This is a genomic window from Alteromonas sp. M12, from assembly GCF_037478005.1.
Taxonomy (GTDB): Bacteria; Pseudomonadota; Gammaproteobacteria; order Enterobacterales; family Alteromonadaceae; genus Aliiglaciecola; species Aliiglaciecola lipolytica_A.
This window is the reverse complement of sequence record NZ_CP144164.1, coordinates 25,962-43,658: the sequence shown is the minus strand read 5'-3', so window position 1 is coordinate 43,658 and position 17,697 is coordinate 25,962. Positions and strand designations below refer to the sequence as shown.

The following is a 17,697-nucleotide window of genomic DNA, read 5'->3' as shown; positions in this document are numbered from 1 at the left end:
TCACGCTTCCTTAAAATCACGTGTAAGTTTGTAAAATTTCATGCATGCAAATACTACAAGGCCGGCAATAACAGAGCTTGCAGAATACAAAAACAGGATGCAGTTCAAAGCTGATTCGCTTTGATCTATATTTGGTTGGTAGCCAGAGGTTGCCAGAATCCAGCCAGTAAACGCGCCGCCCAACGCGATACCTAGCTTGATCATCAGGAGGTGGCCAGAAAACGCCATTGCCATCGCACTTTGACCTAACTTTTTAGCGCCATAATCAACGGTGTCGGGTACGGCTGAAAATAGTAAAGGGGTAAATATCATGTGCGTAAAATTGGCTAAAATTGAGAACACTAGTGCAATTTCCCATGCATCCCGGGGCACAAAGAACAACACACCATTGGCAACGACTATGCCCAGAGCAGAAATGCGCATAAGTGTTACTTTGCAAAATCTTTTTACCAGCCAATTCGCGCTTAAAGCCCCCGCTATACCAGCAACCATACCACTGGTCATAAATAACGTAATTAAGCTCTCTTGTTGCAAATAATATTGCACGTAATAAGGAGTGGTTGCGCCTCGCATCGCCACGCTGATTAGCAATAGCAGGCTAACAAGGGCGATGATTCGCCATTGATCATTTTGCAGCATTTTTGCAAAGTCGAGCCAAATGCCTTTGAGAATATTATGTGTAGTCGATTTCGGGATTTCTACTCGTTCTTTGGTCAGTGAAAAGCAACCGACAAAACAGATTACGGCAAAAACGGACAAGGTGGCCATTGCCATCTGAAAGCCCCGTTGCTCATCCCCTTGACCAAAAAAGTCAACTAGCGGCAACATACTCGCGGTGACAATTGCACCACCTGCCATTGCTAGCGCAAATCGATAGGATTGTACCGAAGCGCGTTCGGTCGGAGACGGAGTCATAACGCCGCCGAGCGCAGAGTATGGGATATTAATCCCGGTGTAAGCGGTCATCAATAAGGTATAAGTAATGTAAGCGTAGATAAGCTTACCGGTGGCACTAAAATCTGGAGTGGTAAAAGCCAAAACGGCCAGTAATCCATAAGGTATAGCGAACCACAGCAAATAGGGCCGATATTTCCCCCACTTTGTATTGGTTCTATCTGCAATTCCTCCCATAACAGGATCGGTAATCGCATCGAATATTCTAACCACTAAAAACAAAGTGCCTACTGCTGCTGCAGATATCCCAAATACGTCAGTGTAGAAATACAGTAAAAAGCCCATAACAACTTGGAATACGATGTTGCTTGCCGCATCGCCAAGACCATAGCCAATTTTTTCGGTAACGCTTACCTTAACCATTCTGCAATTACCCTGAACTATTGATATTCGCTGGCTAATGCCACTAAGTCTTGCACGAAAGCTTTAGCTTGATAGTCACGATCAAACAACAGTGGGTAATCGGTTCTGCCGTTCATCGGCCAATTGTTGCGCCACGTATCATTATCAGAAACACCCCAAAACGTGACTCTGTCAATGTCCTGTCGATAGGTTAAAAACAATCTAAATAGATCTTTATATGCTTTAGCTAATTTAAGATAGGATGATTGGGAAATGCCATTCGCATACGGGTTGTATTCGTCTTGAAGCACAAAATTTAAAGAAATATCCGCTCCCATGTTGTTTTCATCTGGGAATTTAAGTACGGAAATGTCTAGTTCAGTAATCATCATGGTTAAGCCCGCCGCAGCGACTTTTTGAATACTTAGTTCCAACTGTTTAAGTGGGGGTTCTACTCCGTAATGACCTTGTTCGCCGATACCGTCAATACGAATACCTTTGGCTTTAAGACCCTTGGCCATAGCGATTACGCTATCCATTTTTGCCGCTTTATATAGGTTATAATCGTTATAATAGAGCTTGGCATTAGGTGCGGCTTGATGTGCGTATTCAAACGCTTTTTCTATAAAATCATCGCCTATAATTTGTAACCACTTCGACTCCCGTAAAGTACCATCTTCGTTAAAAGCTTCATTGACCACATCCCAGCCTTTGATATCGTCTTTATATCTGCCTGCTAGAGCGAATATATGGGTTTTCATTCGAGACAGTAAAAGCTCGCGACTGGCAAGATTGCCGTTTGCGTCTTCGAAAACCCAATCCGGAGTCTGCTGGTGCCACACTAGAGTATGACCAATAATGTTTTTGTTGGTCGACTTTGCGTAATTAACAAGAGCGTCTGCGGCTTCGAAAGTGAAATTGTTGGAGCTAGGTTGAATGCTCTCCCATTTCATATCGTTTTCAGCTGTCAGGGTGTCGAAATGTCTATTTATAATTACGACAGACTGACGATCCTTGCCGTTTGCCTGTTGCGTATTGATTGCAACACCAATATTGAAATGCGGAGCGAAGGCGCTCTGAAGTGAAATATCCGTTGTATTGCTGGCCTGTGTACTAGTCGATTTATTATGTGTGCAGCTAGACACAAAGCCAAACACTAAGCATAAAAACACCGTTGTTATAGTTAATTTCATTATTTCACCGAAAATCCCAACCAAAATGTTAGCGCTAACAATATTTTGTTGTATTCGGTTTGTCAATTGCGGTTTTACGTTATTTTAACAATATTTTTACTTGAATCTCTTAATTGCAGACGGTAGTCCAGTACATGGCGCATGTTAGAAGCTTTAAGTGTTTTGTCAGCTTTCGAGGTTGTTAAGATATCAATAGCAAGTTCGGCCATCTCTTTAATAGGTTGGGTAACCGTTGAAATATTGGGCCAAATTGTGGTGGCAAGTTCGGTGTCATCAAAGCCTACGATAGAAACATCTTGCGGTACATCTAAATGTTTCATGTGTGCAACAGAGACAACAGCAGCTGCCATTTCATCATTTGCAGCAAATATCGCGTCGGGTTTGTTCGGCAGTTCCAGTAATCGTTTAGCCGCATCCAAGCCGGATTTGTAAGTGAAATCGCCTTGTTCAATATACTCAGGAGGCATCATTTTTTGATTGGAACGTAAAGCGTCTAAATATCCTTGGTAGCGCAATCTACTTACACCTTGGTTGGGGCTACCAATAATATGCGCGATCCTAGTGTGGCCGCTTTTAATAAGTTGCTCAGTTACGTCGAATGCCGCCTGATAGTCATCCATACAAATGTAGTGGCTAGCGGACAAATTAATGTCGGGAGCAATACGAACGAAACCAACATTTGCATTTGATAATAAATCTACAACCTCCGGCATATTGCTAATAGGCGGGAGCAAAATCAACCCATCAACTTTGGTTACTTCAATCAGGTTTTTTATTATGTCTAAGGCTTTTTCGCGATCTCCGGCTGTTTCGTCTAAAACAACATGATAACCAGATGTACGACATTTACGTAAACCACCAACTAGAAATTTATTAACATATGACGAACTGGCGTATTCGCACACCAAGCCGATGAAATAAGATTTAGAGGTTGCTAAATGTCGAGCAGCTATATTCGGCTTATATTGCATTTCATTAGCTATTCTACTTACTTTTTCACGGGTCTTTGCACCCACCTTAGGATCATTATTCATTACTCTCGATACAGTCATCATGGAGACGCCAGCTTTAATCGCGATATCTTGCAGTTTAACCTTAGACATTTATTCCGAACCATTTGTTGGTGAGGCAATATGTAGAGTCGCATAAGTCTAATTGATCATGTTGAATAAACCAAAATGTTAAGTAACATTTTGGTTTATTTATTTTGTTAAAACGACTTTAAGAGGGCGATATTCCACGGACTGAAGCCCGTGCTACAGAGTTGAGCACCTTTTGGCTCTCACATGGGGGTGGAGTCGGTTGTTTTTAGCTTCGCAGAAGCGTTAAGCGACGGAACGGGCAGCATGGATGCTGCACTGGAGGTAGCCACATGGAGGTGTGACACCTAGATGCCTATTACATGAACAGCTATTGCATGACACTCGCTGGGTTAGGTTTCTCTGCGGGATATTTCTTGCGCGGCAGCGCTTAGAAGGAATGCTACCTATCTCGATGCTCATAAAGGTGCTTCGTTAGGTAAATCAACATTCCACGGGCTGAAGCCCGTGCTACGGGGTTGTACATGCATTTTCTCTCACATGGGGGTGAAGGAGGCTGTTCTTAGTTGCGCAGCAACGTTAGCCGACTGAACGACTCGCATGGATGCGAGGCTGGACGAAGCACCAGGGACGGTTAACACCAAGCGTTTTATTACATCGTCAGCTATTGCATGACACTCGCTGGGTATGGTTTCTCTGCGGGATAGTTCTTGCGCGGCAGCGTTTAGAAGGAATGCTACCTATCTCGATGCTCATAAAGGTGCTTCGTTAGGTAAATCCCAGGCATAAAAAAGGCTACCTAAATAGGTAGCCTTTCTTCTAATGGGAGTCCCGTTCCGGCAAGGGACAATGTGCTACTCTCACATGGGGGTGAAGGAGGCTGTTCTTAGTTGCGCAGCAACGTTAGCCGACTGAACGACTCGCATGGATGCGAGGCTGGACGAAGCACCAGGGACGGTTAACACCTAGCGTTTTATTACATCGTCAGGTATTGCATAACACACCGATGGGTTAGGTTTCCCTGTTAATAGTTCTTGCGCGGCAGCGCTTAGAATGAGGCCACCTTAATAATATTCGATAAATACGCGGTTATTTTACAGGCATCAAAAACGAAAAAAGCCACCCGATTAAGGTGGCTTTATTCTAAATGGGAGTCTGGCGATGTGCTACTCTCACATGGGGAAACCCCACACTACCATCGCCGCTAACACGTTTCACTTCTGAGTTCGAGATGGGATCAGGTGGTACCGTGTCGCTAAGGTCGCCAGACATAAACTGGTTGTCTCGCCGCTTGGGCAAAACATTAACATATTTGGTAAAGCTGTGTAATCAAAGAGTGCGTACTCTTGCTCTTATTCAGAGCTAATTTTGTGTTGTTCTTGTCACTCTTACAACACCAATGCTTCTTTAGCTTAAAGAAGGCATTTGGGTGTTGTATGGTTAAGCCTCACGGGCAATTAGTACAGGTTAGCTTAACGCCTCACAACGCTTCCACATCCTGCCTATCTACGTCGTAGTCTTCAACAACCCTTTAGGACAGTTAAACTGTCAGGGATGACTCATCTTGGGGCTCGCTTCCCGCTTAGATGCTTTCAGCGGTTATCGATTCCGAACGTAGCTACCGGGCAATGCCATTGGCATGACAACCCGAACACCAGCGGTTCGTCCACTCCGGTCCTCTCGTACTAGGAGCAGCTCCCCTCAATCATCCAACGCCCACACCAGATAGGGACCGAACTGTCTCACGACGTTCTAAACCCAGCTCGCGTACCACTTTAAATGGCGAACAGCCATACCCTTGGGACCGACTTCAGCCCCAGGATGTGATGAGCCGACATCGAGGTGCCAAACACCGCCGTCGATATGAACTCTTGGGCGGTATCAGCCTGTTATCCCCGGAGTACCTTTTATCCGTTGAGCGATGGCCCTTCCATACAGAACCACCGGATCACTATGACCTACTTTCGTACCTGCTCGACGTGTCTGTCTCGCAGTTAAGCTAGCTTATGCCATTGCACTAACCTCACGATGTCCGACCGTGATTAGCTAACCTTCGTGCTCCTCCGTTACTCTTTGGGAGGAGACCGCCCCAGTCAAACTACCCACCAGACACTGTCCACAATCCCGATAAGGGACCAATGTTAGAACATCAAATATACAAGGGTGGTATTTCAAAGGCGGCTCCACACAATCTAGCGACTGTGCTTCAAAGCCTCCCACCTATTCTACACATGTAGATTCAATGTTCAGTGCCAAGCTGTAGTAAAGGTTCACGGGGTCTTTCCGTCTAGGTGCGGGTACACAGCATCTTCACTGCGATTTCAATTTCACTGAGTCTCGGGTGGAGACAGCGTGGCCATGATTACGCCATTCGTGCAGGTCGGAACTTACCCGACAAGGAATTTCGCTACCTTAGGACCGTTATAGTTACGGCCGCCGTTTACCGGGGCTTCGATCAAGAGCTTCGCTTGCGCTAACCCCATCAATTAACCTTCCGGCACCGGCAGGCGTCACACCGTATACGTCATCTTTCGATTTAGCACAGTGCTGTGTTTTTAATAAACAGTTCCAGCCACCTTTTCACTGCGGCCCTCGTTCGCTTAGGAAGCAAGTTCCATCACAAACAAGGGCGTACCTTCTCCCGAAGTTACGGTACGATTTTGCCGAGTTCCTTCACCCGAGTTCTCTCAAGCGCCTTAGTATTCTCTACCTGACCACCTGTGTCGGTTTGGGGTACGGTTCGATATACCATAAGTTTAGAGGATTTTCCTGGAAGCATGGCATCAACAACTTCGTCACCTTGGTGACTCGTCTCGTGTCTCAGGTTAGTGTTGAACCGGATTTACCTAATTCAACGCCCTACGCACTTTCACTTGGATAACCAACACCAAGCTTGCCTAGCCTTCTCCGTCCCCCCTTCACTGATATACCAAGTACGGAAATATTAATCCGTTTCCCATCGACTACGCATCTCTGCCTCGCCTTAGGGGCCGACTTACCCTGCCCTGATTAGCATGGGACAGGAAACCTTGGTCTTCCGGCGTGGGGGTTTTTCACCCCCATTATCGTTACTCATGTCAGCATTCGCACTTGTGATATGTCCAGCAAGCCTCACAGCTTACCTTCAGCCACTTACACAACGCTCCCCTACCATGTTTACAAAGTAAACATCCGCAGCTTCGGTATATTGCTTAGCCCCGTTACATCTTCCGCGCAGGCCGACTCGACTAGTGAGCTATTACGCTTTCTTTAAAGGGTGGCTGCTTCTAAGCCAACCTCCTAGCTGTCTTAGCCTTCCCACATCGTTTCCCACTTAGCAATATTTTGGGACCTTAGCTGGCGGTCTGGGTTGTTTCCCTCTTCACGACGGACGTTAGCACCCGCCGTGTGTCTCCCGGATATCACTCATTGGTATTCGGAGTTTGCAAAGGGTTGGTAAGTCGGGATGACCCCCTAGCCTTAACAGTGCTCTACCCCCAATGGTGTTCGTCCGAGGCGCTACCTAAATAGCTTTCGGGGAGAACCAGCTATCTCCCGGTTTGATTGGCCTTTCACCCCCAGCCACAGGTCATCCCCTGACTTTTCAACGTCAGTGGGTTCGGTCCTCCAGTTGATGTTACTCAACCTTCAACCTGCCCATGGCTAGATCACCGGGTTTCGGGTCTATACCTTGCAACTAAACGGGCAGTTAACCCTCGCTTTCACTACGGCTTCCCTAAACGGTTAACCTTGCTACAAAATATAAGTCGCTGACCCATTATACAAAAGGTACGCAGTCACAGAACAAGTCTGCTCCCACTGCTTGTACGTATACGGTTTCAGGTTCTATTTCACTCCCCTCACAGGGGTTCTTTTCGCCTTTCCCTCACGGTACTGGTTCACTATCGGTCAGTTAGGAGTATTTAGCCTTGGAGGATGGTCCCCCCATCTTCAGTCAGGATAACACGTGTCCCGACCTACTTAATATGGCAAAAATAACGCTTAGTGTACGGGACTATCACCCTGTACCGTTGTGCTTTCCAACACATTCCACTACGTCATAATTACTCGGCTGCTCCCCGTTCGCTCGCCGCTACTAGGGGAATCTCAATTGATTTCTTTTCCTAAGGGTACTTAGATGTTTCAGTTCCCCTCGTTTGCCTCTACAACCTATGTATTCAGTTGCAGATAGTGCATAAATGCACTGGGTTCCCCCATTCGGACATCTGTGGCTCAAATGCGTTTTGTCAACTCACCACAGCTTTTCGCAGACTTACACGTCCTTCATCGCCTCTAACTGCCTAGGCATCCACCGTATACGCTTAGTCACTTAACCATACAACCCCAAACACCTTCGTTATCCCGTTAAAGACATGAATGATTAACGGTTACCTTGGTTTGATTTGCGCCTTTTTATTCACAAATCATAGGTGCTCATTAAAGAGCTCGTGTATGCGTGACAAGTACTAATCACAAAATCAGATAGAGTACGCTCGAAGATTGCTCTTCAATTATTACTCTTTATTTTTGATTACTTTTATCAGCTTTCCAAATTGTTAAAGAACATTGACTTGGCGCTTCGCGCCGCGTCTTAAGGTTTAAAAAACCCTAATCAATATATGCTAATTCACATTTATTGATTAAGGCTTGCTTTCCTTTATTGAGCAATCACTTTCTTTTTGAAAGTGGTGGAGCTAAGCAGGATCGAACTGCTGACCTCCTGCGTGCAAGGCAGGCGCTCTCCCAGCTGAGCTATAGCCCCTTATATACAGCATAAACATCGTAAATAAGGTTGAAGATGATGAATCTTCGGCCAGTTCGCGTTTAGGCAAGGCGGATATCGAGGACGTTTAGCTCACTAAACGACGAGGTATCCAACGCAGCATAAATGCGAAATGGTAGGCTTGGGCAGACTTGAACTGCCGACCTCACCCTTATCAGGGGTGCGCTCTAACCAGCTGAGCTACAAGCCTATATCTTGCTTCTGCCAATTCATTAGCATGTGCAATATTTGCTTGTTACCCAAGCACTTACTTCTTTGCTCTTCTTTATTAACAACAAAACAATCTGTGTGAACACTGCATCACAAAAGTGATACCTATAGTGTAAGGAGGTGATCCAACCCCAGGTTCCCCTAGGGTTACCTTGTTACGACTTCACCCCAGTCATGAAACACAAAGTGGTAATCGTCCTCCCGAAGGTTAGACTAACTACTTCTTTTGCATCCCACTCCCATGGTGTGACGGGCGGTGTGTACAAGGCCCGGGAACGTATTCACCGCAACATTCTGATTTGCGATTACTAGCGATTCCGACTTCATGGAGTCGAGTTGCAGACTCCAATCCGGACTACGACGAGCTTTAAGGGATCCGCTTACTCTCGCAAGTTCGCTTCCCTCTGTACTCGCCATTGTAGCACGTGTGTAGCCCTACTCGTAAGGGCCATGATGACTTGACGTCGTCCCCACCTTCCTCCGGTTTGTCACCGGCAGTCTCCTTAGAGTGCCCAACTAAATGCTGGCAACTAAGGACAAGGGTTGCGCTCGTTGCGGGACTTAACCCAACATCTCACGACACGAGCTGACGACAGCCATGCAGCACCTGTCTCAGAATTCCCGAAGGCACTGAGGCATCTCTGCCAAATTTTCTGGATGTCAAGAGTAGGTAAGGTTCTTCGCGTTGCATCGAATTAAACCACATGCTCCACCGCTTGTGCGGGCCCCCGTCAATTCATTTGAGTTTTAACCTTGCGGCCGTACTCCCCAGGCGGTCTACTTAGCGCGTTAGCTTCGCTACTCACGTATATAATACACAAACAGCTAGTAGACAGCGTTTACGGTGTGGACTACCAGGGTATCTAATCCTGTTCGCTACCCACACTTTCGCACATGAGCGTCAGTCTTTGGCCAGGGAGTCGCCTTCGCCACTGATGTTCCTCCAGATATCTACGCATTTCACCGCTACACCTGGAATTCCACTCCCCTCTCCAAGACTCTAGTCTGCCAGTTCTAAATGCTATTCCCAGGTTGAGCCCGGGGCTTTCACATCTAGCTTAACAAACCGCCTGCGTGCGCTTTACGCCCAGTAATTCCGATTAACGCTCGCACCCTCCGTATTACCGCGGCTGCTGGCACGGAGTTAGCCGGTGCTTCTTCTGTTGCTAACGTCATAGCTAGCAGGTATTAACTACTAACCTTTCCTCACAACTGAAAGTGCTTTACAACCCGAAGGCCTTCTTCACACACGCGGCATGGCTGCATCAGGGTTTCCCCCATTGTGCAATATTCCCCACTGCTGCCTCCCGTAGGAGTCTGGACCGTGTCTCAGTTCCAGTGTGGCTGATCTTCCTCTCAGAACAGCTAGAGATCGTCGCCTTGGTGAGCCTTTACCTCACCAACTAGCTAATCTCACTTAGGCCACTCTTTGCGCGAGAGCCCGAAAGCCCCCTTTGGTCCGTAGACGTTATGCGGTATTAGCTATCGTTTCCAATAGTTATCCCCCACACAAAGGCATGTTCCTAAGTATTACTCACCCGTCCGCCACTCGTCATCTTCTAGCAAGCTAGAAATGTTACCGTTCGACTTGCATGTGTTAGGCCTGCCGCCAGCGTTCAATCTGAGCCATGATCAAACTCTTCAATTAAACTTCTTTCGAAATATGAACTTTTTTTGGTAAACACTCTTATAATGAGTGCCCACACAGATTGTCTTGTTGCAAATTGTTAAAGAACATTTAGTGCAAACTTATCGAAGCGTAATGCGGAACAAAGTGACGTCCGATTACTGAGATAATGTTTGCGCAAGGTGACTGTCATTACTTGACGTCGCCTAGAAAACTTTTTCTCTGCTTAGTGAGTCCGTTAGGTCTCTCTCAAGCGGGAGGCGTATTCTACACTTCCGGTATTTGATGTCAACGTTTTTATTTAGTTTTTTTGAATTTATTTCAAATCGCTAAATCGTCTCCATCCCGCTTCACACTTGCCTTGCGGCTTGCTCTTAACATTCTTATAAAGGCTATTAAGAAGAGACATTCTTTAAAGTTTGTCCCGAAGCGAGGCGCGCATTCTACAGACCATAATCCGAAGATCAAGGGCTATTTTAAAATAAATTGAAAAATCCGTTTGTTTGCTTATTTTTGCGTCAATTATTGCTTATTTGCTGATTATTTGAGCTGACTTTTGTAGTGTTTCGCTTAGCGGTTAGAGAAGCTTTTTAAAACTAATGCTTGGTTATTCGTATCTTTAGGTTTTTTAGACGATGCGTTTCTAGTTATTGAAGCGTAAACAGAGAACAGTGGTACAGAGTTGAATAAGCTTCCTATTACTTAGTTTTACAAAGCTTCTAAAATCTTTATAAAGCACAACTCCAAATAATACTGGCTCAAAACAACTACATCATTGCTAAATAAATACGTTTAGTTTTATAACACTTATATAAGAAGACTTTAATACTGCCTACTATTAACCGGTAAAGGACGATTTTTAAAAACAATGTTAGTATTGCCCTAATAAACAAAGGTCGCTTCATATAGGTAACAACGACATGCAAAAACCAATTTCATCGTTTAAAGGAATGACTCCAGTGTTTGGAGCTAAGTGTTATATTGATAATTCCAGTGTCATAGTTGGCGATGTAGTTTGTGGGGACGAAGTGAGTATCTGGCCATTAGTCGCCGCCAGAGGTGATGTGAATAGTATACGAATTGGTCATAGAACTAACATTCAGGATGGTACAGTGCTACACGTTACCCGCTCCAGCGTTAATAACCCAGACGGATATCCATTAATTGTTGGTGACGACGTAACCATAGGCCACAAATGTATGCTGCATGGTTGTACATTGGGAAATCGTATATTGGTCGGTATGGGTGCAATTATAATGGACGGCGCGATAGTCGAAGATGATGTGTTTGTTGGTGCAGGTTGTTTAGTGCCACCAAATAAAACTTTAAAAAGTGGTTTCTTATATGTTGGCAGCCCGGCGAAACAAGCTCGAAAACTATCTGAAGCTGAAATAGCATTCTTAAAAGTTTCCGCAGACAATTACTTAGTGACTAAAGATGAATATTTAGCTGAAGTTTAAGCGCGACTTTAGAATTAACTAAGAACTGATACTTAGTTAAGTGGCAGTTCAGATTTAGAAAACGATATATCACCGTTTTGATTAAACTCTTCTTGTTCAATTAGCAAACTTATATGCTCTTCGAAATCAAATTGATGAAGAGCATAAAATGCTTCCGCTTCTTGTTGTGTCACTTCGGTAATATAACAGTTTACTAATGCACCGTTATTTATAGCGATAATTTTGAGTCCTTTATATCGCTCATCATATTCAAAGCCATCCACTATTTGAATAGCCTGATTCATAACATACGTCTTATCTGTTGCATTACCGGTTCAATGTCTGGCATGTAACCGCGCCACAATTTAAAACTATGGGCGGCCTGTCCGACCAACATACCTAAGCCATCACTCGTATGGGTAACTCCTAGTGTTTTGGCTCGTTCTACAAAAACAGTTGGAGTTGAAAGGTAAACCATGTCGTAAACCATAGTTGCTTGCGACAGCACATTGTCAGATAGATCAGGCAATTGACCACTTAAGCTCGCAGAAGTGCAGTTCACTATTAAATCAAAAGATTGTGATAATTTAGTATTTAATTCCGAAAAATCTGCAGCACAAACCTGTTCATTAGCAAACCAGTTAGCAAGTTCTGCGGCTTTTTCTTTTGTACGATTCACAATCGTAATATTTTTAACGCCTTGCTCTAAGATAGGAAGAATCACTCCCCTCGCCGCGCCACCAGCACCAATTAATAAAATCCGCGTGTCAGTAAAGTCAAAGTGCTGATGTTTCAAGTCCAAGACTAAGCCAGGGCCATCAGTGGTTTCACCTCTGAAACGATTTTCATCTAAGCGAATAATCGTATTGATTGCGCCAGCTTTTACCGCTGCAGGAGAAAGCTCTGTAACCCATTCCACTGCGTCTTGCTTAAAAGGACTGGTTATGTTGCAACCTTTAGCATTAGGATCGGCGAAAAATTCATCTAAATTGGCTGAGAAATTTCCCTTTTGACCTAAAATCTTTTGATAATCAATAATTTCATTGCGTTGCTTAGCAAACGTTTGGTGAATAAGTGGCGAACGACTTTGTGCTATCGGATTACCAAACACAGCATATTTGTCTATTTCCAAAATCTATTACTTCCCTTTGTCTTGTTCGTTTAACCAGTCGCGTGGTTTAAGGAATTCTTCAGTGAGTCTAGCTTCTGGTGTATTTGACTGAGGTTGGAAATTATATTCCCAACGAGCTAACGGGGGCATAGACATTAAAATAGACTCTGTTCTTCCACCGGTTTGCAAACCAAATAATGTTCCTCGGTCATATACCAAGTTAAATTCAACGTAACGACCTCGTCGATATAATTGAAATTGTCTTTCTCGTTCCGAATAAGAAGTTTCTTTACGCTTTTCAACAATAGGTATATAAGCATCAAGAAAGCCATTACCGATAGACTTCATAAATTCAAATGATTGTTCGAAACCTAACTCATTGAGATCATCAAAAAACAATCCCCCAACCCCTCTGGTTTCGTTTCGGTGTTTGATATAAAAATATCTGTCGCACCATTCCTTATACTTTTCATACACCCCTTCCCCAAATGGCAAACAAGCCTGTTTCGCCACACCATGCCAATGCTGTACATCCTCCATAAACGGGTAAAAAGGGGTTAAATCGAAACCACCACCAAACCACCAAACGGGTTCCTCTCCTTCTTTCTCAGCCATAAAGAATCGAACATTGGCATGAGATGTTGGCACGTAAGGATTTTTTGGATGAATAACTAAGGACACACCCATTGCTTGAAAACTGCGGCCAATTAGTTCAGGTCGAGCGGCAGTAGCAGAATCGGGTAACTGGGTTCCAAACACATGAGAAAAGTTAACTCCACCTTGTTCAATTACTTGACCATTGGTCAGAACTCGAGTGCGGCCACCGCCACCTTCTTCACGCTGCCAATTATCTTGTTTAAACTGTTTTTTTCCATCAACTAATTCTAGGGTATGACAAATATCATCTTGTAGTTTCAGTAAAAAGCGCTTTACTGCATCTATATCGGGAGTACTTTTTGAGTTCATATTTAACTTGCTCTTACTGTTTCACCGGTTATGCCATTACGGATTTGACTTGGATTTTTTTGATTACCTAAAGCCCCATGCACGCACAGTAGGGAGGGACCAAATTGCGCATAGACTTGTTCGCATGTTTTAGCCGGTGGTTCACCGTTTAAATTCGCACTTGTCGATACAATTGCACTGTTAACTTGTTCACACATTTGGTTAACCACAGGATGATCACTCACCCGAACAGCTACCAAATCAGAGCCTCCGGTAATAAAGTCTGGTGTGCCTTGTTGTTTAGGTAGTAACCAGGTGTTTGGCCCAGGCCAAGAGTTTTTAACCTCAGCAAGTATCTCTGGGTTGATGGCGGAAAAGTTCACATATTGGGTTAGTTGCTGTTTACTGCTGGCAATCAATATCAAGCCTTTTTCCAGGCTTCTATTTTTTAACGCCAACAATTTCATTACTGCCGCTTCATTAGTTGGATCGCAGCCCAGACCGAAAACTGCTTCGGTGGGATACGCAAAAACTTCGCCAGCAAAAAACTGCTGCTTAAAATTTTGTGGATTTTGACTTATGTCCATTTGACTAGGGATACTTAAAAATCAGACGTGGAGTGTAATGCAAATGAGATAATGTGGAAAGACGTCAGAACGAAATGAGCTTATTTGCTATCAATAGGAACCTTGATACCGCAATCTTTTTGTGGACACTGATAATAAACCTGACCGTCCGCTTTCTTCTCTATTAAAACTGACCAATGACATTTAGGACAGGCTTTGTCTACCGGCTGCGAATTTAAAACATATTTACACTTTGGGTAGCCATCACAGGCGTAAAAACTTTTACCGAATTTATTTGTGCGTTTAATTAGTTTGCCTGTTTTACATGACGGACAGGCAATGTGGATGTCCTTTTGTTGCTTAACAGCTTCGATATGGTGGCATTCTGGATAACCAGTACAACCAATAAATAAACCAAATCGTCCTTTCTTAATCGCTAAGGTCATACCGCAGTCAGGACATTTAGAGCCGTCAATTTGTTTTAGCTCTACAGTTGCGTTGTCATGCAAGGGCTTAGCAAAATCACATGTTGGATATTGGCTGCAGCCTAGGAAAGCACCATTTTTGCCACGTTTAATTTGGAGTTTTGCGCCGCAGTCAGGACACACACCAAAATCTCCATCGAGTGCGTGTTCATGAGCGGCAAAAAGAGTGTGATCGATCTTAGACATAATCGATCATGCCATTTGCTTCAATTTGCAGTGGCTTATTGCCACAGATTTTACTACCTGAGATTTAATGCAAGGGGCCTTCTGGCTCTTCGAATAAAAGATCTTCCATTTGAGCATAGGCGTTTTCTTTACCAGGAACGTTAAAGAGTACCATCAGCACAACCCACTTTAAGTCTTCGAGACAGAATTCTTTAGAGTCTATCTCCATTACTCTATCAACCACCATTTCTCTTGTTGCTGAGTCTAAAACATTAATCTGCTCTAAAAACATCAAGAAACCACGGCATTGCACATCCAATCGCATTTCTTCTTCTTGGGTATAAATACGATTGACTAAAGCACCACCGGATTTAACAAAATACGGGTTGATATCCGTTTCTTGTAAAGCGGCTAACTTTTCTAACCACGATAACGCTTTGTAGATTTCATCATGATGGAATCCAGCGCGCACGAGTTCGTCGGTCAATTCATCTTGATCAACACGAATTTCAGTTTCACTGTGAATGAAATTTTCAAACAGATACATGAGGATATCGAACATATTATTTACCCCTCAATTTGATGTAGCCTCCAGATACTGAGGCTACTAAACCACGCAACTCATATTCTAATAATTGCGCCAATACGACTTTAATCGGCATCTCGCTACGTTGTATAACGACGTCTAACGCAGTAACGTCATGATCTACACTATCTAACAATTTGTCGGTTGCCAAGCTTTCAATTGGACTTTTTTCACTGTTTTTAGAATATTCCGTTAGAACACAAGAATTAACGTTCTGAAATTCTTCAATTATGTCCTGCAGACTTGATACGAGTTTGGCGCCTTGTTTGATCAATAAATGTGCACCTTCACTAAGTGGGTTATTTATATTACCGGGAATAGCAAATACTTCGCGATTTTGCTCTATCGCATATTTTGCAGTGATCAATGAGCCACTTTTAATCGCGGCCTCTATCACCAATACACCAAGGGATAATCCGCTAACAATTCTATTTCTGCGAGGAAAGTTGTGAGGTGTGGGTTTAGTACTCGCCCTAAATTCAGACAAAATTACCCCCTCATTCTGAATAATGTCATGGGCTAGCTTAACGTTTCTTTTAGGGTAAAGATTATCTAATCCGCTACCTAATACAGCCAAAGTGTTTCCACCAGCGCTCAAGGCTCCTTGGTGGGCGCAAGCATCAATTCCCATTGCTAAACCACTGGTTATAGTAATTCCATGCGAAGCAAGCCCAGAAGCAATGTCAAATCCGCAGTTTCTACCGTAATGACTTGGATTACGGCTACCAACCATGGCAATTTGATTGGAGGCAAGTAAATTTTTATTGCCCCATCCGAAGAGAATCAGTGGTGGTCTAGCGATTTCAGATAATAAAAAGGGAAAGTCAGGGTGTTCAGGGTAAACAGCAAATCGCGAGCGCTCTGCAGCTAACCAATTAAGCTCCTTATCAACTAATCGTAAGTCAGGGGCAGTTATAGCCTGCACTTGAGCAGAATCAAAGCCCAAATCAGCCAACTGTGACTTCGAATAAGTTAATAGAGAATCAGCAGATAGGTTATAAACATGCTGAAATTTTTTGAGTTTGCCCATACCGAAGTTAGGAATTTGGTCAAGAATCAACCAACTCCGCAATGCTTCCTCGGTGTCCTTAGGGCGCTTTATATCAGCCTGTAGGTTTTGTTCACAGTGACGCACTTCCTGTGCCATGATCTGTCCTTAAATTTATTGCATTATATTTTACGGTTTAGCGACTATAGCTCCTTCGCGGATAGTTTTTGTCGAACGGGTAATCAATCCGTAACTGGCTTTTTTAAACACTTTGAACACTACAACCTCGCCAACTTTAATCGCAGGTTGTTGCAATTCATCACTGCCGACAAAAAGATTATCAATAAAGCTATTTTCACCATCGTACTTTGGATCGTTACTAACTTGGATATTCGGGCCTTGTACGTAAATACCTAAAACAGTACCTGGCTTCACTTTGCGGCTGCCTAAATCAAGTATTACAACATCATACTTACCAAGAAGTTGATGCTGTTCTAAGCTACTAATAATTTTGCCTTTTTGACGGGTTGCAGCTTTTAATCGCATACTCCCCATTTGCATAGCTTCACTTGGAAGCAGTTTGTCGCCTCGCCTTGCTTCAAAATTGGCATCTTCCACTTTTACTAGATGTTGACCTTCGACATCACTTTCCAATGGCGTCGCATCAGCGACATGACGAATTTGAAAACCAAGCAGGTTGTCATATTGGTCACGAAGCTCATTTTGTTTTCTGACCACGTTATATTGCTCAGGCGTATCCGAATCAGCTTTCGTTAAGACTAAGTCACCTGAAGCAAATGCTGTATTTCCATCTTGATTTCCCAATAAGTAGGGAAGCTGCTCGTACTCCTCTTCATCCATAATGGTACTACTTTCAATGTATGGTCGGATAATACTCCAGGGCAACGTATTAATCGGTTGCACTGTTTTCAACTCTTTACGCCCTTCTGGAGAAAGTTTGATTTGCGGCTTAGGGTCATCACGGACAATATCGAGAATAGGTTCGCCTTGTTCGTTATACCTTAAACGTAATTCGTCACCAGGATAAATTAAATGGGGATTGTTGATGTGTACGTTATTGCGCCATAACTCAGGCCATAACCAGGGCTTGCTTAGATACATATTCGATATATCCCACAACGTATCGCCCTTTTTCACCACATAAACTTGCGGTGCAGTCTGCTTAATATTCATTACGTCTGCAATTGTTGCCAATGGTAAAAACAATAGCATTACCAGAAGTTTACTCAATCTTTTGCCCATACCAACCTCATCATGCAGCGA

At 43.8% G+C, this 17,697-nt stretch carries 12 protein-coding genes, 2 tRNA genes and 3 rRNA genes; 1 reads left to right on the top strand and 16 read right to left on the bottom strand.

Annotated elements, in window-relative coordinates:
* The 8 genes from VUI23_RS00190 to VUI23_RS00155 all read right to left on the bottom strand — a co-directional run bounded on the left by VUI23_RS00190 (nucleotide 1) and on the right by VUI23_RS00155 (nucleotide 10,149).
* Complete coding sequence (locus VUI23_RS00190; protein WP_342806116.1) at nucleotides 1–1,317, bottom strand: glycoside-pentoside-hexuronide (GPH):cation symporter; 1,317 nt, start codon at nucleotides 1,315–1,317, stop codon at nucleotides 1–3.
* Nucleotides 1,318–1,334: 17 nt separating this feature from the next.
* The gene (locus tag VUI23_RS00185) at nucleotides 1,335–2,489 is read right to left on the bottom strand and encodes an endo-1,4-beta-xylanase (protein WP_342806112.1); all 1,155 of its coding nucleotides are present in this window, start codon (nucleotides 2,487–2,489) and stop codon (nucleotides 1,335–1,337) included.
* Nucleotides 2,490–2,563: 74 nt separating this feature from the next.
* Complete coding sequence (locus tag VUI23_RS00180) at nucleotides 2,564–3,592, bottom strand: LacI family DNA-binding transcriptional regulator (RefSeq protein WP_342806110.1); 1,029 nt, start codon at nucleotides 3,590–3,592, stop codon at nucleotides 2,564–2,566.
* A gap of 1,090 nt (nucleotides 3,593–4,682) precedes the next feature.
* Nucleotides 4,683–4,798, bottom strand: a 5S ribosomal RNA gene (gene rrf / locus VUI23_RS00175).
* A gap of 167 nt (nucleotides 4,799–4,965) precedes the next feature.
* A 23S ribosomal RNA gene (locus tag VUI23_RS00170) occupies nucleotides 4,966–7,844 on the bottom strand.
* Nucleotides 7,845–8,194: 350 nt separating this feature from the next.
* A tRNA-Ala gene (locus VUI23_RS00165) sits at nucleotides 8,195–8,270 on the bottom strand.
* A 134-nt stretch (nucleotides 8,271–8,404) separates the two neighbouring features.
* Nucleotides 8,405–8,481 (bottom strand) — tRNA-Ile (locus VUI23_RS00160).
* A 133-nt stretch (nucleotides 8,482–8,614) separates the two neighbouring features.
* A 16S ribosomal RNA gene (locus VUI23_RS00155) occupies nucleotides 8,615–10,149 on the bottom strand.
* The 16S, 23S and 5S rRNA genes sit together here with 2 tRNA genes alongside, the layout of an rRNA operon.
* An 899-nt stretch (nucleotides 10,150–11,048) precedes the next feature.
* Here VUI23_RS00155 and VUI23_RS00150 point away from each other — a divergent pair.
* The gene (locus VUI23_RS00150) at nucleotides 11,049–11,588 is read left to right on the top strand and encodes a gamma carbonic anhydrase family protein (RefSeq protein WP_216046766.1); all 540 of its coding nucleotides are present in this window, start codon (nucleotides 11,049–11,051) and stop codon (nucleotides 11,586–11,588) included.
* Nucleotides 11,589–11,620: 32 nt separating this feature from the next.
* Here VUI23_RS00150 and VUI23_RS00145 read toward each other — a convergent pair whose 3' ends face one another.
* The 8 genes from VUI23_RS00145 to VUI23_RS00110 all read right to left on the bottom strand — a co-directional run bounded on the left by VUI23_RS00145 (nucleotide 11,621) and on the right by VUI23_RS00110 (nucleotide 17,664).
* Complete coding sequence (locus VUI23_RS00145) at nucleotides 11,621–11,872, bottom strand: DUF1488 family protein (RefSeq protein WP_216046767.1); 252 nt, start codon at nucleotides 11,870–11,872, stop codon at nucleotides 11,621–11,623.
* Nucleotides 11,869–12,699: a shikimate dehydrogenase gene (aroE, locus tag VUI23_RS00140; protein WP_216046768.1), complete on the bottom strand. Its 831-nt coding sequence runs from the start codon at nucleotides 12,697–12,699 to the stop codon at nucleotides 11,869–11,871. Before aroE ends, VUI23_RS00145 begins: the two co-directional genes overlap by 4 nt.
* A 6-nt stretch (nucleotides 12,700–12,705) precedes the next feature.
* Nucleotides 12,706–13,644 carry an oxygen-dependent coproporphyrinogen oxidase gene (gene hemF / locus VUI23_RS00135; RefSeq protein ID WP_216046769.1) on the bottom strand — a complete coding sequence of 313 codons (939 nt, stop codon included), beginning with the start codon at nucleotides 13,642–13,644 and terminating at the stop codon, nucleotides 12,706–12,708.
* Nucleotides 13,645–13,646: 2 nt separating this feature from the next.
* On the bottom strand, nucleotides 13,647–14,210 hold the full coding sequence (locus VUI23_RS00130; RefSeq protein WP_216046770.1) for a Sua5/YciO/YrdC/YwlC family protein: 564 nt from the start codon (nucleotides 14,208–14,210) through the stop codon (nucleotides 13,647–13,649).
* Between the two features lie 80 nt (nucleotides 14,211–14,290).
* Complete coding sequence (locus tag VUI23_RS00125; RefSeq protein ID WP_342806108.1) at nucleotides 14,291–14,860, bottom strand: topoisomerase DNA-binding C4 zinc finger domain-containing protein; 570 nt, start codon at nucleotides 14,858–14,860, stop codon at nucleotides 14,291–14,293.
* 64 nt (nucleotides 14,861–14,924) lie between these two features.
* A complete protein-coding gene (locus tag VUI23_RS00120; RefSeq protein ID WP_216046772.1) occupies nucleotides 14,925–15,401 on the bottom strand; it encodes a DUF494 family protein in 477 nt (158 codons plus the stop codon).
* Between the two features lies 1 nt (nucleotide 15,402).
* Nucleotides 15,403–16,572 carry a DNA-processing protein DprA gene (dprA, locus tag VUI23_RS00115; protein ID WP_216046773.1) on the bottom strand — a complete coding sequence of 390 codons (1,170 nt, stop codon included), beginning with the start codon at nucleotides 16,570–16,572 and terminating at the stop codon, nucleotides 15,403–15,405.
* 30 nt (nucleotides 16,573–16,602) lie between these two features.
* Nucleotides 16,603–17,664: a LysM domain-containing protein gene (locus VUI23_RS00110; RefSeq protein WP_342806106.1), complete on the bottom strand. Its 1,062-nt coding sequence runs from the start codon at nucleotides 17,662–17,664 to the stop codon at nucleotides 16,603–16,605.
* Nucleotides 17,665–17,697: the final 33 nt, after the last annotated feature.

Coding starts and splice junctions, on each gene's coding strand:
- VUI23_RS00130 (WP_216046770.1), bottom strand. CDS start 14,210: ATGGACATAAGTCAAAATCCACAAAATTTTAAGCAGCAGTTTTTTGCT.
- VUI23_RS00125 (WP_342806108.1), bottom strand. CDS start 14,860: ATGTCTAAGATCGATCACACTCTTTTTGCCGCTCATGAACACGCACTC.
- dprA (WP_216046773.1), bottom strand. CDS start 16,572: ATGGCACAGGAAGTGCGTCACTGTGAACAAAACCTACAGGCTGATATA.
- VUI23_RS00190 (WP_342806116.1), bottom strand. CDS start 1,317: ATGGTTAAGGTAAGCGTTACCGAAAAAATTGGCTATGGTCTTGGCGAT.
- VUI23_RS00185 (WP_342806112.1), bottom strand. CDS start 2,489: ATGAAATTAACTATAACAACGGTGTTTTTATGCTTAGTGTTTGGCTTT.
- VUI23_RS00150 (WP_216046766.1), top strand. CDS start 11,049: ATGCAAAAACCAATTTCATCGTTTAAAGGAATGACTCCAGTGTTTGGA.
- VUI23_RS00180 (WP_342806110.1), bottom strand. CDS start 3,592: ATGTCTAAGGTTAAACTGCAAGATATCGCGATTAAAGCTGGCGTCTCC.
- hemF (WP_216046769.1), bottom strand. CDS start 13,644: ATGAACTCAAAAAGTACTCCCGATATAGATGCAGTAAAGCGCTTTTTA.
- VUI23_RS00120 (WP_216046772.1), bottom strand. CDS start 15,401: ATGTTCGATATCCTCATGTATCTGTTTGAAAATTTCATTCACAGTGAA.
- VUI23_RS00145 (WP_216046767.1), bottom strand. CDS start 11,872: ATGAATCAGGCTATTCAAATAGTGGATGGCTTTGAATATGATGAGCGA.